This is a genomic window from Jatrophihabitans sp. (assembly GCF_035474675.1).
Lineage (GTDB): Bacteria > Actinomycetota > Actinomycetes > Mycobacteriales > Jatrophihabitantaceae > Jatrophihabitans_A.
Genome location: NZ_DATINC010000096.1, coordinates 21927 through 41453 on the forward strand (window position 1 = coordinate 21927; position 19527 = coordinate 41453).

The following is a 19527-nucleotide window of genomic DNA, read 5'->3' on the forward strand; positions in this document are numbered from 1 at the left end:
CTTTGTACCGCATGTCGTGTTGGTTCGTCACGCCAGGTTCTGGCCGGCGGGTCGTCAGCCGCTCAGCTCGGCTGCTTCGGCGTCGGCGAGCCGGTCGGCCTGCTGCCACGGCGGAACGTCCTCGGCCGCCGCGGCATAGGAGGCGATCAGCGCGCGGTGCCGCCACACCTTGTCGAAGGCGTCGGCATAGCTGTCCAGCAGCGGTCCGGCATCCGGGTGCAGATGGGCCTTCTGGATGGTGAAGGAATCCTCGATCACCTGGTAGCACTGCGGGAACTCCGCCCGGCTGGCCGCGCCACCGAATGCCCGCTGCAGCGGCAGCGGCATCAGCTGGTAGTGAGTGGCCGGTACCCCTTCGGCCCGCAACGCCTTCATCATCACTGCCCGCAGCGCCCCGGTCTGGTGCGAGGCCAGGCCGAACGCCTCCGGACGCAGCCGAAAGCGCAGGATGTGCCAGGCATGGCTCCGGTCGGCCGGGCAGCCCGGCACCTGCAGGCCGGGCAGTTCGGCCAGGCTTGCGAGCAGCCGTTCGACATTGGCGTCGCGGATCTTCATGGTGGCCTCGAACCGGCCGAGCTGGGCGCGGGCGAAGGCGCACTGGATGGCGTTGGGCTTGTGGTTCCAGCCGGGCAGGTGTGAGACGTAGCTGCGTTCGGACGGACCCGCCAGCGTCTCGCCGAACTGCCGCAACATCTCCGCCCGCCGGTAGAGCCGGGGATCATCGGTGTTGATCAGCCCTCCCTCGCCGCAGGTCGGCAGGTTCTTCGCGACGTTCAGGCTGAACGAGCTCACCAGGCCGAACGAGCCGACCACCCGGTCGTGATAGCGGGCACCCTGGGCCTGGGCAGCGTCCTCCAGGACCAGCAGGCCGTGCCGGTCGGCGACCGCCATGATCTGGTCCAGGTCTGCCGGCAGGCCGTGCAGGTGCACCACGACGATGGCGCGGGTCCGCTCGGTGATCGCGCGTTCGACGGTGTCCGCGCTGACGTTGAAGGTGTCCGGGTCGATGTCGACGAACACCGGTACCGCCCCGATGTGCAGCGGCGCGAGCCCGGACGCGATGAAGCTGAGCGCCGGTACGATCACCTCGTCACCGGGCTGGACGCCGGCGACGGCCAGCGCGAGCGACAGTGCCGTGGTGCCGTTGCTGACCGCCAGGCAGTGCGCGGTCCCGACGAAGTCGGCCCATTCCCGCTCCAGGCCGGCAACCTCCGGTTCTCCGGCGGAGGCCACGGTGAACCGGCCGCTGGCCAGCGCCCGGTTGACCGCCTGCTCCTCTTCGTCGGTGACCTGGGGCCACGGCAGGACCCGGCGGGTACGCGGCACCGCGCGCTGACCGCCCAGCATCGCCAATTTATCCATGGGAGTTCTCCTCTGCCAGAGCGCGTCGGTGGTTCGGGTGGCCGGAAGGTTCCGTCGTCGCCAGCACGACCTCGACGGCGGCCAGGGTTCGGTCGAGTTCGGCCAGCAGCGCCGCGCGCCTGGCCCGCAGCCGGGTTGCCGGAACGTCACCGGTCCGGCTCAGCGCTGCCAGGATGCGGATCGCGGTCCAGTGGTAGGCGGTTCGGCTGATCTGGCGCGCGAGCTCGGGCCAACCGGGCAGCTGCTGCCGCCGGCCGGTCTCGGCCACCCAGTCGGCATGCACCGCGGCGCCGGCCAGTGCCACTCCGGCCACCACGAACAGCTCGTCGGTGATGCCGTAGCCGGCCGCCAACCGGTCGCACATGTCTGCCAAGAACCGGGCGATGCCGTCCCGGCCTCGATAGCATCCCGGTTCGGAGCCGGCCTGGAACTCCCGCAGGTTGCCGGCCAGGTAGCCGGCCGGGTCGGCACCGGCCGGTTGCCTGCCGCCCGGACCGTCCTCGACCAGCAGTTGCAACCAGCGATTGCCGATCGGGTCGTCGGCGAAGAACATGTCGCGGGCGTGCGCGGGCCGGTTGGCCGAATCGCGCGCCGCGGTCAGCACCGCCAGCGGCAGTTCACCTGAGAAGAACGGTGGAATCGCGTCGAGTACCGAGACGGTTTGCCGCTCGTCGTCGAAGCCGCGCACCACTACCAGGTGGTTGGAGTGCACGTCCCGGTAGGCCGGCCGGAACGGAAGCTCGAAGTTGTCCACCGCCACCGCGACCGGAACGCCGGCCGCCACCTGCTCGCGTACCTGCTGCCAGCCCTGCTCGGCATCCTCGGGCCACCACCAGCGAGAGCCGACCGGGTGGTGAGGTGCCAGGCTGGCCACCAGCGACCGGCCGTCCGGGCAGGGGAAGTAGTACTCCTCCGGCCGGATGTCGCCGGGACGGTAGTAGAACCCCCAGAAGGAGCCGAGGACCTCCAGCGGCGGGAAGCCGGCGTGGTCCACCAGGGTGCCGACGCAGGCGTGCAGGCAGCCGGCCAGGTCGTGCCGCCAGGGCCGCACGCCGTCCAGTTCGACCTTCACCGCCGCACCTCCTCGACGCAGCACAGCGAGGCATCGTCGGCCGGTACCGGCGTGATCGCGAAGATGTGCGCGGCCGGGTTGTCGGGCAGCCGGAGCGCGGCCAGCTCGGCATGCCGGGGGACCGGTACCCGATGTCGCCAGATCACCGGGTCGACGCCATGCTGGACGTGCCGGGGGTAGTGCAGAGTGCTGCAGCGGAACGCCGCCAGGGCACCGAACCGGTCGGGTGTCTGTGGCCAGAAGTCCGACACCCGCAGCCATTCCGGGTCGACCGAGCCGTCGGTGTAGTGCAGGTACAGCAGATCCTCGGTGCGCCGCTCGGCGGCGGCCAGCAGGTACAGCCAGTCGTAGCGGCCCGGCGGCAGCTCGATCAGCTGCCCGCCGCACCGCAGGTTGTCGCCTCGCTCGCTCCCGGCCGGGAACTCGAAAAGCACCCCGCCGATCTCGACGATCGAGCCCTCCGGCGGCAGTTGCTCGGCCGGAAAGGTGTTCGACCAGACGTTGAAGGCGCCCGCGGCCAGGTCGGAGGTCGGGGTGAGCCCGCGGTTGTCGAAGTGGCCACGCAGGTCCAGCGGCCGGCCCAGGCCGGTCAATCGGTCGGTCGGTCGGTCGGTCAGTCGGTCGGTCAATGTCGGCCTCCAGCCAACTCGTCGAGAGGTATTTCCCTGCCGGGTACCGGCCGCCACAGCGCGAGCGTGTCGGCCTGCCGGCTGCGGGGCATCAGGTGTTCGGGATGGTTCCGGCCGGCGTGCGGGAAGATCCGCAGTTCTCCGGGCGGTCGCGGGCTCAGGTCCACCCCGGCCAGCAGCAGGCCGGGACGGCCCAGCGCACCGGCCGCGGTGAGCACGTCGGCGAGGGGGTCGCCGCTGGCCGGCTGGCCGGCCCGCAGCAGCATGCGGCCGCTGAGGAACCACGCGATGACGGCGGCATGCTGGCTCAGCCGGGCAGCCCGCCATTCCAGCGACACCGGGGCAGCCGGGTCGGCGACGGGCCGCCGCATGGTCAGCTCGGACAGCGGCTTGTCCGGGCTGGGCCAGTTCGAGATCACCCGGAAACCCAGCCGGGCGTACAGCGGCGGCAGGCACCGTTCGACCACCGCGTCCAGTTCCAGCCAGTCGACGCCCTGGTCCCGCGCGTCCCGGGCGACGGTGTCCAGCAGTGACCGGACCAGCCCGCGGTGCCGGTAGCCGGGCAGCACCGCGATCCGGCCGACCCGCCAGCAGCCGGCCGCCGGCCGCACTCGCAGCGTGGCGAGCACCCGGTCCGGCCCGGCGAGCAGGTAGACCGAGCCCGGTCCGCGCACCGCGTCCAGCACCGCGGCCGGCGTCTCGAACTGCCCGTCCGGTGCGGGCAGTCCCGGCAGCGGATCGGAGCCGGCGTAGGCCAGCCGGGTAAGCCGGGCGAGCTCGCCGGCCTGCTCGGGTGTCAGGTCGGTCCGTCGCTCGATGGCGGCCAGGGCGAGATCAGCCATAGCGGCGCACCAGATCGTAGAAACACGACTCCCCGAACCGGAGCGCCTCGACCGGTATCCGTTCGTCCGCCGAGTGCATCAGGTCCCGGTAGTTGACGTCGTCGCAGAACAGCATGGGCAACCAGCCGTAGCAGCTGATGCCGAGCTGCGGGAACAGCCTGCTGTCGGTGGAGGCGGACATGATCATGGGCACCGGGATGCCGTCCGGGTCGGCCCGCCGCAGCACGTCGGCGAGCAGCTCGTACATCGGGCCGAACTCCGGTTCCGGAAGCGGCTCGCCCTCCACCAGCACCTCGACTTCCAGCTCGTCCGGCACCAGTGCCCGCAACGCCGCGACGAACTCCGCCGAGCCCGCCCCCGGCAGCAACCGGCCGTCGAGCTCGACGGTGACCTCGGTCGGCAGCACGTTCGTGTGGTTGCCCGCCCGGATCACGGTCGCATTCACCGAGTGCTGCAGCACCGAGCGCAGGTAGCGGCCGTCCCGCTCCGGCAGCCCGGCCAGCAGCTCCAGGTCGGCCGGATCGGCTGCCAAGGCCTGGTAGATCGCCGCCGTCGCCGGTGCCGCGGCGGCCCCGAGCTCGGCAAGCATCCGGCGGACGGCCGTCGTGGGCTGCACGCCCAGGCCGCCGCCGGCCACCGCGGTGAGCAACCGGTTGAGCTGCCGGACCGGGTTGGCGTCCGATGCCACCCGGGAGGCGTGCCCTCCCGGGCCGCGCAGGGTGATCCGGAGCCAGCACGCCCGCTTCTCCGCCACCACGATCGGATGCAGCCGTCGGCCGCCGCCCAGCCCGATCGAGGCGCCGCCGTCCTCGCCGATCGCGTACCGGACGCCGTCGAAGAGCTGCGGATGCTCTCGCACCAGGTAGTGGGCTCCGGTGTAGCTGCCGGCCTCCTCGTCGCTGAGCAGGGCCAGCAGCACCGTGCCGGCCGGCCGTTCACCGGCCGCGGCCATCCGCAGCAGCGCGCCGGCCATCATGGCGACGCCGCCCTTCATGTCGACGGTGCCGCGCCCCCAGACACAGCCGTCGGCCAGTTCGGCGGCGAACGGCGGCCGGCTCCAGCGCTGGCCGGCCACCGGCACCACGTCCAGGTGGCCGTGCCACAGCAGCGGCGGCGCGCTGTCGCGGCCGGGCAGCCGGGCGAGCAGGTTCGGCCGGTCGGGATGCGACCCGAGCAGCTGGCAGTCCAGTCCGGCATCGGTGAGCAGGCCGGCCAGGTACTTCATGCAGGCGGCCTCGTTGCCCGGCGGGTTGGTGGTGTCGAAGCGCACCAACTGCCGGGTCAGCTCGACCACGTCGACCGGCGGACTCGTCACCGGACGGCCACGCTGCCGGCCTGCTCACCGGACAGTGCTGCCCGGCGCAACTCCTCGACCACGCCGGCCAGTTCCGCCGCCGTCGAGTGCTGGTAGACATGCTGGGGGCGCACCGGAACGCCGGCTGCCTGGGCGAGCTCGGAACTGATCGCCACCGCTACCAGGGAATTGCCGCCGAGCTCGAAGAAGTCGTCGTCCACCCCGATGCCTGCCATGTCCATCAGCAGGTTCCAGGTGTCGATCACCAGGTGCTCGGTCTCGGTGCCCGGTGGCCGGTAACTGCTGGACAGGCCTGCCGGACGTGCCTGTCCGGCATGCGACTCGAGCTTGGACCGGTCGACTTTTCCGTTCCGGTTCAACGGAAGTTCTGCCAGCAGCACCACCATGGCGGGCACCGCGTAGTCCGGCAGCACCCGGGCCAGGTCACGCCGCACGCTGATCGGGGATACCGTGGCGCTGGCGGCCGGAACCGCGAAGCCGATCAGCCGGCGACCGAACCGGGACTGCTGGACGATGACCGCGCCATCCTCGATCTCGGGCAGCCCACGCAGCGCTGCCTCGACCTCGCCGGGTTCCACCCGGAACCCGCGGATCTTGACCTGGTCGTCCAGCCGGCCGAGGAAGTCGAGAGCGCCGTCCGGTCGGCGCCGGGCCAGGTCGCCGGTGCGGTAGAGCCGCCCGCCCGGGCGGTCGGCGAACGGATCCGGCACGAAGCGCTCCGCGGTGGCACCAGGACGGCCGAGGTAGCCGCGCGCCAGCCCCAGCCCGCCGGTGCACAGCTCACCCGGCTGGCCGTCGGGGACCGGGCGCAGGTCCTCGTCGAGCAGGTACACGGTGCTGGCCGAGACCGGAAAGCCGATCGGCACCCGGTCGTCCTGCCGGCCGGTTATCGGGTAACAGCAGGTGAAGGTGGTGTTCTCGGTCGGCCCGTATCCGTTGACCAACGCCACGCCGGGCAGCGTGGCCAGCGCCCGGTTGACACTCGGCACGGACAGCACGTCGCCTCCGGCCAGCAGGCAGCGCAGCCCCCGCAGCCCGGGCAGGCCGGCGTTGCAGAACTGGTGGAACAGGCCGGCGGTCAGCCACAGCACGCTGACCCGGTGGCGGCGGACCAGCTCGCCGATGGCGGTGATGGTGTCGACCGGCTCGCCGGGCAGCACCACGCTCGCCCCGTTGAGCAGGGGTGCCCAGATCTCGAGGGTGCTGGCGTCGAAGGCCAGCGGTGCCAGTTGCAAGAACACGTCGTCCGGCCGCACGGTGAGGAAATTGGCCTGCCGGACCAGCCGGATCACCGCCGCGTGCGGGATCATCGCGGCCTTCGGCGTTCCGGTGGAGCCGGAGGTGTAGGCCAGGTAGGCCAGCCGGTCCGCCGAGCCGGCAACCCCCGGGTCGGTGTCGGGCTCGGCGGACAGGTCCAACGTGGAGACGTCCAGCCACTCGGCCGGCTCCCGGTCACCGGCCCGCCGGCCGGCACCGGTATCGGCCGGTGCGCTGCCGCCGCTGAGGACGAGGTCGACACCGGCCATGGCCAGCATCCCGGCGATCCGGTCCGCCGGCTGCCTGCTGTCGATGCCCAGATAGCAGCCACCGGCCTTGAGAATGCCCAGCAGCGAGATCACCAGCGCCTCGTCGCGATCGTGGACCACTGCCACCGGTGTTTCGTCCCGCACGCCCCGACGCAGCAGGTGGTGAGCCAGCCGGTTCGCGCGTGCGTCGAGCTCGGCATAGCTGATGCTGCGGCCCGCACACCGCACCGCAACCGCGTCAGGGATGGCGGCGACCATCTGTGCGAAGGCTTCGCCGATGGTCAGGCCTGGCGTCTTCATCGGCAGCGCCCGGCCAGCCGGGCATTGCACGGGTCGGGCAGGACGTCCATTCCCGCCACCTCTTTTCGCGGCCGCATCGGTAGTGGTTGCAGATGACTGCACGGCGCGGGCGATGGTCGGATCGATCGGCCTGGAACGCCGCACCGGAAAGCGGTACCCCACAAAACCGGCAAACCGGGGTGCCGGCATCAGCTTCGCGGTGACCCCCAGGTAAACGCCAGGAGGAGACCGGAGTGGACGCCACGCCACTTGTAGACAGCGCGCGGCGGACGCACCGTGGAAGGCAGATTGTCCCGCCTCGCAGGGACTGCAGTCATTGGAAGCACATTTGTCCAGATTTTTTCCTTAAGCCCCTTGACGAACGGCTCGACGGTGAGTAAAGATTCCGGCTATACCCTTGGTGCCAGTATTTACGAGCCTTCGAGCAGCGAATGCAGTCAACTTGAAATGTCTGTTCGGATTGAAGTAACCGCAGACTCTGCGCCATCGCGTTAAATTCCGGTCGCACGGTGCCGGTATAACAGCGCCAATGAAAGGAACCGGGGATGTCGCTGCGTGTTGTTATTTGCCACGAACTCCCTATAGTGCGGGATGGATTGACTGCAGCCCTGGATGCCGAGGACGATATCGAGGTCATCGGCGCCACTGATAGCGGCATACAGGCAATTTTGTGGGCGCGCACCGCCCAACCCGACGTAATTGTCACCGGCCTGACGCTTTACGGCATTCCCGGGATCGAACTCATCAAGCGTGTCCGGCAGGAAAAGCTTAATCCGCAGCCGAAGGTGGTCGTTTTCGCGATGAACCATTCGGACCAGATGATTACCGAGGTCCTGCGGGCCGGCGCGGACGGGCTGCTGGTGAAGGAAGCAACCACCGACGAGATCGGCGCCGCCATCCGGGCCGCTGCCAGCGGGCAGATCATGCTCGCTCCGCTGGTGGCCAACCGCCTGGTCAGCTGGTTCCGCCGGCAGGACAGCCGGCCGGACGAGCAGCTGCGGCCGGTGCTTGCCGCGTTGACGCCACGCGAACGCCAGGTGCTGTTGTTGATCGCACGCGGCAAGAGCACCGACGAGGTGGCCTCCGAACTGGCCATCGGCGTCACCACGGTGCGTACCCACCTGTACCGGCTGCGCTGCAAGCTGGACGTCCGGGACCGGGCGCAGATGGTGTCGGTGGCCTACCGCTCCGGCCTCATGGTGCCGGCCTGACCGGATTCCAGCCCGACCGACCCATAGGCCTGACCGGAGCCCGGCCCGACCGACCCTGCCGGGCCTGACCGGATTCCGGCCCGACCAACCTCCCGGCGCTGCCGGCCGCCCGGGTGGCGCGTCCCGGCCAGTCCTTCCGGTGCGGCTATCTCCCCAGCGCCCGCAGCGCCGCGTGCTCGATCGACTCGGCGGTGATGCCGCTGCGTTCTAGCAGGAATCGCTGGTCACCGGCCATCGAGACGAACCGATCCGGCACTCCCACCCGGAGCACCCGCCTGCCGGTCTCGGCCAGCGCCTCGGCCACCGCACTGCCCAGCCCGCCGGTCCGCCAGTGCTCCTCGATGGTGACCACCGGCGCCTCGGAGCCGGCCAGCGCCTGTTCGTCCAGCGGTTTGACGGTATGCATGTTGAGCACCGCTGCCTCGATGCCGCGGGCTGCCAGCAACTCGGCGGCCTGCACCGCTAGCTGCACCGGGTACGGGCCGCAGCACACCAGCAGCAGGTCGGATCCCTGGCGCAGCGGCTGGGCGCGGCCGATCTGGATCGGGGGCAGGTCCACCGGCAGGGTGGGCGTCGGGACCCGGTCCAGGCGCAGGTAGACCGGCCCGGGCAGGTCCCGGCACTGTTCGAACAGGGCCACCGTGGCCGCCGCGTCGGCCGGGACCAGGACGGTCATGCCCGGCAGCAGCCGCATGATCGCAAGGTCTTCCAGGCTGTGGTGGGTGGGGCCGAGGTTGCCGGCCGACAGTCCGCTGTGGGTGGCCGCGATCCGGACCGGCAGGTGTGCATACGACAGGTCGATCTTCACCGTCTCCAACGCGCGGGTGCTGGCAAAGGTGGCCATCGTGTTCACGAACGGGATCCGGCCGCAGCGAGCCAACCCGGCCGCCGCGCCCAGCAGGTTCTGCTCGGCGATGCCCAGGTTCAGGTAGCGGTCGGCAGCCGTGCCGAAGTCCTTGCCGAGAAACAGGCCGGTGTCGCTGTCCAGGCAGACCAGCCGGTCGTCGAGCGGCATCGCGGCTAGCAACGTGTCCCGGTAGGCCTCCCGGGAGGAGGCCGTCAGGACGGTGGTCATGGCCGGCTCCCGGTCCGCACCGCGGCCAGGGCCCGCCGGCGCTCCCGCTCGCCCAGCTTGGCGAAGTGGCTCACCAACCGGTCCTCGACGTAGGGCAGCCCGCGTCCCTTCGTGGTACGGGCCAGCACTACCGTCGGCCGGTCGAGCTCCGGTGGCACGGTGAGCGCCTCGCGCAACTCCCCGGGATCGTGACCGTCCACCGCACGCACCGTCCAGCCGAACGCCCGCCAGCGTTCCTCCAGCGGCTCCAGGCCGATCACCGACTCGGTGGTGCCGGTGATCTGCAGGCGATTGCGATCCACCACGGCGGTCAGCCCGGACAGCTTCAGGCTGCTTGCCGCCATGGCCGCCTCCCAGACCGAGCCCTCCTGCAACTCGCCGTCGCCGAGCACTACCACCACCCGCCGGTCGCTGCCGGACAGCCGGGCGTCCAGCGCCGCTCCGACGCCGATCGGCAGGCCGTGCCCGAGCGCGCCGGACGGCATCTCGACCCCGGGCAGCGCCGGGTTGGGATGTGCCATGAACGGGCCGCCGGGCCGGCCGTAGTCGGCCAGGCTGGCAGCCGGCAGGAACCCGCGTTCGGCCAGCACCGCGTACAGGCACAGCACACCGTGGCCCTTGCTGAGCAGCAGGAGGTCGCGGGCCGGGTCGGCGGGCGCGTCCGGATCCATCCGCAGCACGTCGAAGTAGAGCACCAGCAGGATCTCGACCAGGGACATGCTTCCGCCGAGGTGGCCGCCGGTGCTGCCGGCGCACATCTCGATGATCCGTTCCCGCACCCGGATCGCCCGTTCGGCCAGGTCGTCCGTCGCGGCGACCGAGGGGCCGGACCCGGCCTGCAGACCCGGCGGAGCGGTGGTCGCCGGGTAGGCCATGAGTTCGGTCATCGTGCTCCTCCGGGGGCGGCCGACAGTTGTGGCAACGTGCTGGTGAGCTCGGTCAGCGCGGTACTGAGCACGTCGATGCCGGCCAGGTACTCCGCGATCACGACGTGCTCGTCGTCGGCATGGTCCAGCACGCTGTCCCCGGGACCGTAGGTGGCCATCGGGACGTGCCATTGTTCGGCAAGGGTGTTCATGTCCGAGGTGGCCGTCTTCACCTTGACCACGGGCGTGCTGCCGGTCCGGCGGATCGCCGCGGTGAGGGCGCGAACCACCGGGTCGTTGCGGCCGACCCGGCAGGCCGGCACCGAGTTGATGAACTCGATCTCGCCGTCGGTCAACCGGGCTCGCAACGTCGTCAGGAACGCCTGGGGGTCGAAGCCGAGCGGCATCCGGACGCTCACGTGCGCGGTTGCCGTGCCCTGGTCGGCGGTGATCGAGACCAGGCTGGGGCCGGGCTGGTCGAAGCGGGCATGGCTCGCCTCCGGCCCCAGCAGCTCGCAGACCCGCTGCCAGCAATCGACGGCGAGCTCGCTGGCCTTCGGCACCGGATTGGTCGGATGGGTGGCAGCGCTGCTGACGCGATACCGGAAATCGAGTTTGCCCTTGTAGCCCAGGACAACCGTGTGCCAGCCGCTCGGTTCGCCGATGATCAGCGCATCCGGTTGCCGATGGGTGTCCAAGATGTGCAGTGCACCCCGCGACAGCGGTGTCTCCTCCTCGACGGCGCCGACCACCACCAGCCGGCCGGCGAAGTTGCTGCGGGCGGCCGCGCAGATCATCGCGGCCAGCGGCGTCTTGGCGTCCACCGCGCCGCGGCCGTAGAGCCGGCCGTCCTGCTCGCGCACCGGGACGTGGCCCGGCACCGTGTCCAGGTGGCCGAGCAGCATCACGGTGGGCCCGTCCGCGGCCGACAGCTCGCCGACCACGTTGCCGGCCGCGTCGACCTCGGTCGCGAAGCCGAACTCGGGCAGTTGCTCGGCCAGGAACCCGGCGAGCGCGGCCTCGGAATAGGACGGCGAGGCGATCTCGAGCATCTGTCTTAGCAGCCGGACGGCCCGGGTGTCGGACAGCGCCGGGCCTTGCGAGTGGTCAACCATGGTCTTCGCCGAACCTCCTGGGTGGACGGGTGCACCTGTTCCGGTCGGCTCAGACCGGATGGAGCCCGATGAAGTCGAGGCCGGCGTGCTCCGGCAGCCCGAAACGGATGTTGAGGCACTGCACGGCGTTGCCGGCGCCGCCCTTGACCAGGTTGTCCAGGGCTGCTATCGCCAGTACCTGCTGGTGCTGCTCGTCGACGGCGAACCCCACATCGCAGTAGTTCGTCCCGGTCAGGATCTTGGGTTCCGGCAGCCGGTACAGCCCGGTCCGGGTCGTCACCACCCGGACGAACCGCTCGTCCCGGTAGAACTCCCGGTAGCGCAGCCGCAGGGTGCGCTCGTCGACGCCCTCGACGACCGGAACCCGGCAGACCACCTGCACTCCGCGCACCGCCTCGACGCCGGTCGCGGTCATCGACACCGGCCGGCCGCCGATGCTCTGGCTGATCTCAGCCTGGTGCCGGTGCCCGGACGGCGCGAAGACCCGCATCGCCCCGCTCCGTTCGGCGTGCAGGTTCGCCGGGCTCGGCGTCGCCCCCGAGCCGCTGGATCCGGTTCGGGCATCGACGGTCACCAGGCCGGCGACCAACCCGGCATCGGCCAGCGGCTGCAGCGCCAGGATGGCCGCCGTGGCCATGCAGCCGGGGACACTGATCCGGTCGGCCTCGACCAACCGCTTGCGATGCAGTTCGGGCAGCCCGGGGACGAAGCTGTCGAGCAGCTCCGGATGTGGATGCTCGACCTGGTAGTAGCGCCGGTACTGCGCCGGATCGGCGAGCCGGAAGTCGGCGGACAGGTCGATCACCACGTCCGCCCGGCCCAGCAGGTCCGGCATCGAGTGCATGGTCTCGGTGTGGCCGGTGGCCAGCAGCAGCACGTCGTAGCGGCCCAGCTGGTCCGGTGCGACGAAGCTCAGATCGGTGGTGCCGCGCAGGTTCGGATGGGTGCCGTCCAGCCGCCGGCCGGCCAACCGGCGTGAGGTCACCGCCGCCAGCTCCAGGTCGGGATGGCCCAGGACCAGCCGGATCAACTCGCCGCCGATGTAGCCGGCACCGCCGACCACCGCCACCGTCAGCATGCGTCCACCACCGCCGCCAGGGTGTATTCGACGATCCGGTCGGCGACGTCGACATCGTCGTGCGCCTGGTCGAAGCCGGTGAACTCGACGCCGGCGTTCACCTCGATCACGAACCGCCGGCCGGCCGGGTCCTCGATGATGTCCACCCCGGCCAGTTCGGCGCCCACCGCCTCGGCCGCCGACACCGCGAGCTTGGCCAGGTCCGGGGTCAGCTCGCACCGGAAGCACCGGGCGCCCCAGGCCATGTTGGTGCGCCAGCCCGGGTTCACCTGGTAACTGGCACCGAGCGCCTCGCCGCCGACCACGATCACCCGGATGTTGCGGTCGTGGGAGGCAACGAACTCCTGTACGTATCCCAGATGTGCCTGCGGCCCGTTCAGCGCCGCCACGTACTCGAGGATGGTGGCCGCCTGGGCCCGGCTCTCCAGCTTGGTGACCAGCCGCCCCCAGGAGCCCATCACCGGTTTGAGCACCGCCGGGTAGCCGAGCTCGTCCAGGGCCGCCAGCGTCGCCTCCGGCGTCATCGCACTCGCCGTCCGGGGCGTGGTCACGCCGGCCGCCTTCAACGCCACCGAGGTGCGCCACTTGTCGCCGCACACCTCGATCGCCTGCGCGCTGTTCAGTACCCGGCTGCCCTCGGCCTCCAGCGTCCATGCCGCATAGCGGGCCCGGACGCTGCCGATCTCACGGACCAGCACCACCGGCCAGCGCAGGTCGCCGGTACCGCTGTGCAGCGTCCGGGTGTCTACCTGCTCGTAGCTCGCCCCATGCCGCTCCAGGGCGGCAATCAGCCGTCGTTCCTCGTGCCGGACCCGCGATGCCAGCAGCGCGAGCGGCGCGCGCACCGTCATTCGCCCCAGTCTTCCTCTACCTGGGGCGCCAGCACCAGGTTCAGCGGATCGAGGGTCATCACCTCGAGCTCGCTGTGGCAGTCACCGCATTCCACGACCTCGCTCAACTGGGGCCGGTCGGCGAACGAGACGTCGGCGGCGCATTCGGGACAGCTGGTGGTCATCACTTCTCCTGATTTACCTTGTAGAAACGGGGGATCGAGCTCGATGGGCTGACATTTCGGACCTTACGCAGTGGACCGCCGGGCGGTGTCGTCATGCCATGGACGGCCGGCCCGGAATTGCACCGACCTGGCTGACCGGCGGGTGGACGGCACGCTTACCCGCCGGTCGACGCGGCTCAACCGCCCGGTGCTGCCTCCGGCAGCAGCGACCAGGCCGCGCGCTCCTCGCCGCCGTTGCCGGTGAGTGCCTCGACCGCAACGGTCTCCGGGAAGTCGAGCAGCAGCATGTCGCGCCATCCCGAGGCGGTTCCGGCCGGCTGGATGGCCGACACGCCGTGGTGCATCCGGCGATCGTCCACCAGCAGGCACTCGAACGGCTGGGTCAGGTGCGTCTGGTAGACCGGCACGCCGTTCTCGTAGAAGGTGGACCGGCCGCCCTCGATCCCATTGCGCACGATGAACACCTGCGCGACGTAACGGTGGCCGTCCTGGTGGATGCCTTCAGGGGTGGGCAGGCCGGTGGCTGTCGTCGAGGTCTGCACCCGGATCTGATGGATACCCAGGTTCAGGTATGCCATCGGGTCCGGCAGCGGCGGAATGCATTCGCACAGCGACCGGATCAGGCTGGTGAGCACTGGTGAGGCCCCGAACGCCGGATCGAGGTCGGCGAACCGCCGTTCGATGCCGCCGAAGACGGGATTGACCTCGTCCGACTGGACGAACGGCACCGACGGCAGCATCTTGATTCCCTCCTCCAGCACAGCGCAGCGGCCGTAGCGGCGTCGGCGGGCGCCGGAGCCCGACAACATGTACGGGTCCTGCGGCAGGGCGTTCCAGCTCCCGACGAACTCCTCGACCTGGTGCTCGGTGCACCCGGAACGGCGGGGGTCGAGGAACTCCGGCGACAGATGGGCGTAGCCGAAGGCCTCCAGCTGATGCTTCGCTACGGCGGCTGCACTGACTCGGGGCATCACATTTCCTTATCGCTCAACGACGAGTTGGTTTGCCATGCGGCGCAGGCGTTCGGTCACCGGCACAGCCCTGCAATTTCGTCAGCCGGATCCCCGGCCGGCCGCCACGCGTGTTCGAGCAGGCGCTCGTAGAACGGCTGTTGGTCGGCGAGGATCGCCACCAGCCTGGGATTGCCGGCGATCAGCGCCTCCGCTGTCCGCGCCGGCCTGACCGCACCGAATCCGCTGGTGCGGCTGACCTCCTCGTGCCAGCGCTGCGACGGTCCCCACTCCTCGCGGTGGCCCGGCTGCCAGGTCAGTGCGGCCGGCCGGAATTCGATGCCTACCGCGGCGCAGAACGCAGCGATGACGGCCGTGGGATCGGTCAGCAGCCGCTCGGCGTCCATCACGAAAGGTGGCCGCCCGGTCGCGGCGCGAACCGCCTCGAAGAGCTCCAGCTGGTGCCCGAAGCCGATCTGTTCGGCCCGCACCTCGGGATTGAGCCGGAAGTAGGAGGCGATCGTCTCCCGTGGCGAGCGGATCAGGAAGGCGTGCACGGCATCCTCGGCCAGGAAGGCGGCGTCGGCGAGAACTGCCGGGTAGGACTCATCGGTGGTGTCCTTGAAGAACACCGCGCCGGCGTTGCCCAGTTCGCGCAGCCGGGCCAGCACCGCCGGTTCGCTGCTGACGGTGGTGCCGGCCACCGAGACCTCGCCGAACTCGGCGAGGTTGGAGAACGGTTCGTGCACCACCCGAAAGTCCCCTCGCTCGAGCATCATCCGGAAGAATGCGGTAGACCTGCATCGCGGTGCGCTCCACAGCGCGAGGATCCTGGGCACGCCGTCGGTCATCCGCTGCCTCGATCCGTTCCTCGCGGGCCGGCTGCCTGCCGCCCATCGGTGCTCCGCCATAGCGGATTTGCCCGAGATTAGAAAGTTCGCCGGGCTCGGGTAACCCGTTCGGCGTCCAGCCGGACCGGCGAGCGGTCATCGCAGCGTTTCGCCGAGTCGGAACGTTCCGATGAGCCGTTCGCGCCGCTTCTGGCGAAAGGCTGGGTCCGGTGCGGGCCTGTTGCCCGGGACAGCTGAGGAGAACGTGGAATGGTCGACAGCGACTTCGGCTCGACCGTGGTGGTCAAGTGTGGCGGAGTGGTCGCCGAACGGCCGGAATTCCTGTGCGCCGACGTCGCGGCGCGGCACCGCAATGGCGAGCGGTTGCTGCTGGTGCACGGTGGGTCCAGCGATATCGACCGGGTCGCCGGGCAGTTCGGTGTACGGCAGCGCCGGCTGGTGGGCCCGGGTAACGTGTCGGGTCGCTATACCGATCCGGCGACCCTGGCCGTGGCGATGATGACCTGGTCCGGCGTGGTCAAACCCCGGTTGCTGGAGATCCTGGCACGGCACGGTGTCCCGGCCGTCGGGCTGACCGGCCTGGATGCCGGCCTGGTCACCGCGACGGCGAAGAAGCCGTTCCGGGCGCTCTTGGACGGGCGATCGACCATCATCCGCGACGATCGCAGCGGCCGGATCGCCGCCGTGAACGGCGCGGCGCTGCACCGCCTGCTGGATGCCGGATTCCTGCCGGTGCTGTCCCCGCCCGCGCTCGGCGCGGACGGCCCGCTCAACGTCGATGCCGACCGACTGGCAGCCGCGGTCGCTACGGCGATGGGCGCGGAAGAACTGGTATTGCTCTCCGATGTTCCAGGGGTGTTGGCCGATCAGGCCGATCCCGGTTCGGTGCTGGCACGCATCGCGGTCTCCCTCGACGGGCCGCCGGCCGTGAGCAGCGGTGGCATGGGCGCGAAGCTGACCGCCGCCCGTACCGCGCTGGTGGCGGGCACCCGGGTCCGGATCTGCTCAGGACTGGTGCCGGAGCCGCTCACTGGTGGACTGGCCGGCCAGGGCACCGAGGTGGTGCTGGATGCCCATGACCGTTGACCGGCGCGATGTCGTCCTGGCGTCCAGGTGCGTGACCACCCGGTACGCCGGGCGTGTAGTGCTGTCTCGACTATCCGGCCTATCTGGACTATTCGACCGCCGAGATAGGGTCGCCCGGTGGGAGCAACCGCCGAAGACGGTTGCATCGGGCCGGTGTAGCCCGGCCGCGTTCCCGGCATCTTGCCCAAGGCAAGGTGTGTCCTGCTCCGACGAAGGATTCGGCCTGTGACCGTTGCTGATCGGCGGCTGGCTCCTCTCAGGCCGGACGACTCCCTGCCGGCCGACCCGGGCGCGACGGCACCGGTGGCCGACCTGCACGAGCTGTGGGTCGCGATGACCGTCCTGCGGTCTCCCGAGCGGACGATCACGCATTCGGTCGTGAGCCCGGATCTGGCGGTGGCGCGCGACATCCTCGGCGAGGCCGTGCACCACACCGGTCCGAGCGGTGCTCGCCGGGTGCCGTCGGCCGGCGCGATCTTTCCGTACGAGACGCTCGCGCTCTGCCGGGTACCGGCCGATGACGATGGCTGGGGCCTGTTCCGGATCGAGGGCGCGGCCGGTACCTGCACGCTGGTGCCGATGCCGCGGCCGTGGCTACGCCGGCTGGTCTCCGCGATGCCGGGAGACGGCGCCGGCTGCTACCTGATCGTGCTGGGACGTCCCTGGTTGTCGATACGCAAGTACGGGCCGCGGGGCTACCTCTACACCCAGCTGGACGCGGCGCACGCGGCGGTCAACATTGTCGGCGTCGCGCTCGGCAGCGCGACCGCGGTGTTGCATGCCGGCCTGCCGGCGGCTGCCGGTATCGCGCTGCGCAACGGGTTTCTCCCGTTCCACGAACCGCATTCGGTGATCCAGGTAGGCAGGATCCGAAACTACCCGGACGCCCCGGGAGTTCCGGTGCGCGAGGAGAGGCCGCTACGCCGGACCGCGGAGGCCTACGACTTCGAGGCCCGGGCCTGGGACAGCATCGTCGCTCCGCTGCACGCCACGGCGCCGGCCGCGGCCCCGGTGGAACCGGGGGACATCACGGCGCTGGCGTTGCCGGACGCCCGGCCCGACCCCGCCCTGCGTGCCGAGTGGCGGGTGCTGTCGGCCGCCCGCCGGTCGGCGAAACGGTTCGGCACCGAGCCGCTGTCCGGCGGCCGGCTGGCCGCGACCGTCGCCGCGCTCGCCACGCCGCTGCCCATGACCTTCGACCACCTGGCGGCCGACAACCGTCCGGACCGGCACCCGACGGTGTCGGCAACCGTGCTGGTCAACGACCGGTTGGAGCTGAGCCCTGCCGAGCAGGCGGCGATCGCACGCTGCGCGCGGTTGGTCCGCTATCCGGCCACCGCGGATTCGATGCCAGGAGACGGCCTTTCCCTCATCGCCGCCTGTATGGGCCAACCCCACGTCGGACACGCCCAGGCCTTCGTCCTGTTGCACGCGCCGGCCGGGCTGGTCCAGGCCGACACCACCGGTCACGAGATCCGGCAGGCCCTGTTCAGGGCCGGCGCCGGCGCCCAGCTGCTCTGCCTGGCCGCCACTCGTAATGACGTCGCCGCCTCGCCGATCGGCGGTTTCGACTCAGAGGTCTGGACCCGGATCGCCCGGTTGCCTCGCGACACCGAACTGCTGTACCTGCTCGTCCTGGGTACGCCGGTGGCCGAGTCGGGTCCGGCCCGCAATGACCGGGCGGAGAAGGCGATCGCTCATGGCGAGTCCTGAACCGGCCGCGGGCCTGCTCGCCCGAGAACTGACCGCCGCGCTCGGCGCACCGGCGGCGAGCTTCACCCTGAGTGGCGGCAATGCCGAGCAGCTGGACGCCGCCCGGCTGCTGGAGTTGGCCGGCGAGTTCGGCGACTGGCTGGCCCGCCAGCCGGTTACCGGCCCGCGGGTACTGCTGCGAGCGCGGAACTCTCCCGGATATGTGGTGGCGCTGATCGGCACCCTGCTCGCCGGCGGTGTGCCGATGCTGCTGGACTCCTCCGCCAGCGATCCCGAACTCGGCGAACTGGTCCGGGCCTGCGGCGTCGACCTGGTGCTGGACGACCGTTCCGCGGGACCGATCGACGGGGCGCGCCCACCGCTGGCAGACAACGGCGACGGCCGCTACCGGATGCATCCGGTAGGCACCGCGTCGTCCGGCCACCGGGCCACCATCGTCGAGCACCGGACCGCTCGGCCGGCGCTGGCGCCGGGCACCGAACTGTGCCGGTTCACCTCGGGATCGACCCGTACTGCGGCCTGCATCGAGTTCTCCGGCGCCGCCGTGCTGGCCGCGGCCCGGTCCTGGAGCACCGCCAGCGAGCTGACCGCCCGGGATCTGGTGCTCTGCTTCGCCGGCCTCTACAACGGCCTGGCCTTCAACACCTCGCTGATCCCCAGCATGCTGGCGGGAGCCGGCCTGACCGTGCCGATGGGCCTGCCGTCCGGCGGGTACGTACGCAGGCAACTGGCAGCGGTCCAGCCGACCGTGCTGGTGGCGTTCCCGGCGATCTACGACGCCCTGGTCGAGTCCGCTACGCCGCTGGACGGCGTCGGCCGGTTGCGGCTCAGCCTGTCCTCGGCGGCCCGGTTGTCTCCGGCGGTCGCAACCACGCTAGCCGACCGGGATGGCGTGCGGGTGTCGGACTACTACGGGTTGGCCGAGACCGGTCCGGTGACCCTGGACCTGCGCCCGGTTCCGGGCGGTGGCCAAGGCCGGCCGCTGCCGCACGCCGAGCTGGTTTTAGATACCGAGCCCGGTCACGAGCGGGAGCTCCTGGTCCGCACCCCGTCGATGGGAACCCGCTACCTGAACTACCCGGGCGGCTTCGAGGAAAGGCTGACCACCGACGGCTTCTACCGCTCGGGCGACGAGGGTGAGCTGCGCGACGGCCGGCTGTACCTGCACGGCCGGGCCGGCAAGGGACTCAACATCAACGGGCGCAAGATCTCCCCCGACGAGGTCCGCCAGGTTCTGCTGAGCCATCCGGCGGTGCGGGACTGCCATGTCCTGGCCGTACAGGACGAGGCCGGCCAGCCGGTCCTCGCCGCGTTGCTCGTTCCGTACGGTGACGTCGCTCCCACCGAGCTACGGCGGCACTGCCTGGACCGGCTGGCTTCGTACAAGGTCCCGGGCCGCATCCTGTTCGCCTCCTCCATTCCACGCAGCGGCTCGGGAAAGCCGCAGCTGCAACGGATCGAGGACTACCTGCGCGGTCACCTCCAGCTGACTCCGCTCAGCTCCTGAAAACCCCCGGCGAA

General features: G+C 70.7%; 18 protein-coding genes. 4 read left to right on the top strand and 14 right to left on the bottom strand.

What is annotated here, in order from left to right:
* Positions 1 to 54 precede the first annotated feature (54 nt).
* The 6 genes from VLJ82_RS11495 to VLJ82_RS11520 are packed head-to-tail and all read right to left on the bottom strand — an operon-like array spanning position 55 to position 7046.
* Positions 55 to 1362 (bottom strand): DegT/DnrJ/EryC1/StrS family aminotransferase, encoded by a 1308-nt coding sequence (locus VLJ82_RS11495; RefSeq protein WP_408663488.1) that lies wholly within the window; start codon positions 1360 to 1362, stop codon positions 55 to 57.
* Complete coding sequence (locus VLJ82_RS11500) at positions 1355 to 2434, bottom strand: BtrH N-terminal domain-containing protein (protein ID WP_408663489.1); 1080 nt, start codon at positions 2432 to 2434, stop codon at positions 1355 to 1357. Before VLJ82_RS11500 ends, VLJ82_RS11495 begins: the two co-directional genes overlap by 8 nt.
* A complete protein-coding gene (locus VLJ82_RS11505) occupies positions 2431 to 3063 on the bottom strand; it encodes a hypothetical protein (RefSeq protein WP_408663490.1) in 633 nt (210 codons plus the stop codon). Before VLJ82_RS11505 ends, VLJ82_RS11500 begins: the two co-directional genes overlap by 4 nt.
* On the bottom strand, positions 3060 to 3905 hold the full coding sequence (locus tag VLJ82_RS11510; RefSeq protein ID WP_408663491.1) for a GNAT family N-acetyltransferase: 846 nt from the start codon (positions 3903 to 3905) through the stop codon (positions 3060 to 3062). Before VLJ82_RS11510 ends, VLJ82_RS11505 begins: the two co-directional genes overlap by 4 nt.
* A complete protein-coding gene (locus VLJ82_RS11515; RefSeq protein ID WP_408663492.1) occupies positions 3898 to 5220 on the bottom strand; it encodes a M20/M25/M40 family metallo-hydrolase in 1323 nt (440 codons plus the stop codon). Before VLJ82_RS11515 ends, VLJ82_RS11510 begins: the two co-directional genes overlap by 8 nt.
* Positions 5217 to 7046: a non-ribosomal peptide synthetase gene (locus VLJ82_RS11520; protein ID WP_408663493.1), complete on the bottom strand. Its 1830-nt coding sequence runs from the start codon at positions 7044 to 7046 to the stop codon at positions 5217 to 5219. Before VLJ82_RS11520 ends, VLJ82_RS11515 begins: the two co-directional genes overlap by 4 nt.
* Before the next feature lie 545 nt (positions 7047 to 7591).
* Here VLJ82_RS11520 and VLJ82_RS11525 point away from each other — a divergent pair.
* A complete protein-coding gene (locus VLJ82_RS11525) occupies positions 7592 to 8257 on the top strand; it encodes a response regulator (RefSeq protein ID WP_408663494.1) in 666 nt (221 codons plus the stop codon).
* Between the two features lie 145 nt (positions 8258 to 8402).
* On the opposite strand, the gene VLJ82_RS11530 is transcribed toward VLJ82_RS11525, so the two are convergent.
* The 8 genes from VLJ82_RS11530 to VLJ82_RS11565 all read right to left on the bottom strand — a co-directional run bounded on the left by VLJ82_RS11530 (position 8403) and on the right by VLJ82_RS11565 (position 15207).
* Positions 8403 to 9332, bottom strand: a complete 930-nt coding sequence (locus tag VLJ82_RS11530) for a transketolase family protein (protein ID WP_408663495.1) — start codon at positions 9330 to 9332, stop codon at positions 8403 to 8405.
* Positions 9329 to 10219, bottom strand: coding sequence for a transketolase (locus VLJ82_RS11535; RefSeq protein ID WP_408663496.1), 891 nt, complete (start codon positions 10217 to 10219; stop codon positions 9329 to 9331). The genes VLJ82_RS11530 and VLJ82_RS11535 overlap by 4 nt, the downstream gene beginning before the upstream one ends.
* Positions 10216 to 11313 (bottom strand): M20/M25/M40 family metallo-hydrolase, encoded by a 1098-nt coding sequence (locus tag VLJ82_RS11540; RefSeq protein ID WP_408663497.1) that lies wholly within the window; start codon positions 11311 to 11313, stop codon positions 10216 to 10218. Before VLJ82_RS11540 ends, VLJ82_RS11535 begins: the two co-directional genes overlap by 4 nt.
* A 49-nt stretch (positions 11314 to 11362) precedes the next feature.
* A complete protein-coding gene (gene argC / locus VLJ82_RS11545) occupies positions 11363 to 12391 on the bottom strand; it encodes an N-acetyl-gamma-glutamyl-phosphate reductase (RefSeq protein WP_408663498.1) in 1029 nt (342 codons plus the stop codon).
* Positions 12385 to 13242: a RimK family alpha-L-glutamate ligase gene (locus VLJ82_RS11550; protein WP_408663499.1), complete on the bottom strand. Its 858-nt coding sequence runs from the start codon at positions 13240 to 13242 to the stop codon at positions 12385 to 12387. The genes argC and VLJ82_RS11550 overlap by 7 nt, the downstream gene beginning before the upstream one ends.
* Complete coding sequence (lysW, locus tag VLJ82_RS11555; protein WP_408663500.1) at positions 13239 to 13406, bottom strand: lysine biosynthesis protein LysW; 168 nt, start codon at positions 13404 to 13406, stop codon at positions 13239 to 13241. The genes VLJ82_RS11550 and lysW overlap by 4 nt, the downstream gene beginning before the upstream one ends.
* A 176-nt stretch (positions 13407 to 13582) precedes the next feature.
* A complete protein-coding gene (locus VLJ82_RS11560; RefSeq protein ID WP_408663501.1) occupies positions 13583 to 14377 on the bottom strand; it encodes a 2OG-Fe dioxygenase family protein in 795 nt (264 codons plus the stop codon).
* 56 nt (positions 14378 to 14433) lie between these two features.
* Entirely contained in the window at positions 14434 to 15207 is a 774-nt protein-coding gene (locus VLJ82_RS11565) for a sulfotransferase family protein (protein ID WP_408663502.1), read from the bottom strand.
* Positions 15208 to 15456: 249 nt separating this feature from the next.
* Between VLJ82_RS11565 and argB the strand changes: the two genes are divergently transcribed.
* The 3 genes from argB to VLJ82_RS11580 all read left to right on the top strand — a co-directional run bounded on the left by argB (position 15457) and on the right by VLJ82_RS11580 (position 19513).
* Positions 15457 to 16293, top strand: a complete 837-nt coding sequence (gene argB / locus VLJ82_RS11570; RefSeq protein ID WP_408663503.1) for an acetylglutamate kinase — start codon at positions 15457 to 15459, stop codon at positions 16291 to 16293.
* Between the two features lie 225 nt (positions 16294 to 16518).
* Positions 16519 to 18006, top strand: a complete 1488-nt coding sequence (locus VLJ82_RS11575; RefSeq protein WP_408663504.1) for a nitroreductase family protein — start codon at positions 16519 to 16521, stop codon at positions 18004 to 18006.
* Complete coding sequence (locus VLJ82_RS11580) at positions 17993 to 19513, top strand: class I adenylate-forming enzyme family protein (protein WP_408663505.1); 1521 nt, start codon at positions 17993 to 17995, stop codon at positions 19511 to 19513. The genes VLJ82_RS11575 and VLJ82_RS11580 overlap by 14 nt, the downstream gene beginning before the upstream one ends.
* Positions 19514 to 19527 lie beyond the last annotated feature (14 nt).

Bases quoted from the DNA above. Each gene is read 5' to 3' on its own strand.
- VLJ82_RS11495 (WP_408663488.1), bottom strand. From the start codon at position 1,362: ATGGATAAATTGGCGATGCTGGGCGGTCAGCGCGCGGTGCCGCGTACC.
- VLJ82_RS11510 (WP_408663491.1), bottom strand. From the start codon at position 3,905: ATGGCTGATCTCGCCCTGGCCGCCATCGAGCGACGGACCGACCTGACA.
- VLJ82_RS11520 (WP_408663493.1), bottom strand. From the start codon at position 7,046: ATGAAGACGCCAGGCCTGACCATCGGCGAAGCCTTCGCACAGATGGTC.
- VLJ82_RS11525 (WP_408663494.1), top strand. From the start codon at position 7,592: ATGTCGCTGCGTGTTGTTATTTGCCACGAACTCCCTATAGTGCGGGAT.
- VLJ82_RS11530 (WP_408663495.1), bottom strand. From the start codon at position 9,332: ATGACCACCGTCCTGACGGCCTCCTCCCGGGAGGCCTACCGGGACACG.
- VLJ82_RS11535 (WP_408663496.1), bottom strand. From the start codon at position 10,219: ATGACCGAACTCATGGCCTACCCGGCGACCACCGCTCCGCCGGGTCTG.
- VLJ82_RS11540 (WP_408663497.1), bottom strand. From the start codon at position 11,313: ATGGTTGACCACTCGCAAGGCCCGGCGCTGTCCGACACCCGGGCCGTC.
- argC (WP_408663498.1), bottom strand. From the start codon at position 12,391: ATGCTGACGGTGGCGGTGGTCGGCGGTGCCGGCTACATCGGCGGCGAG.
- VLJ82_RS11550 (WP_408663499.1), bottom strand. From the start codon at position 13,242: ATGACGGTGCGCGCGCCGCTCGCGCTGCTGGCATCGCGGGTCCGGCAC.
- lysW (WP_408663500.1), bottom strand. From the start codon at position 13,406: ATGACCACCAGCTGTCCCGAATGCGCCGCCGACGTCTCGTTCGCCGAC.
- VLJ82_RS11560 (WP_408663501.1), bottom strand. From the start codon at position 14,377: ATGCCCCGAGTCAGTGCAGCCGCCGTAGCGAAGCATCAGCTGGAGGCC.
- VLJ82_RS11565 (WP_408663502.1), bottom strand. From the start codon at position 15,207: ATGACCGACGGCGTGCCCAGGATCCTCGCGCTGTGGAGCGCACCGCGA.
- argB (WP_408663503.1), top strand. From the start codon at position 15,457: ATGGTCGACAGCGACTTCGGCTCGACCGTGGTGGTCAAGTGTGGCGGA.
- VLJ82_RS11580 (WP_408663505.1), top strand. From the start codon at position 17,993: ATGGCGAGTCCTGAACCGGCCGCGGGCCTGCTCGCCCGAGAACTGACC.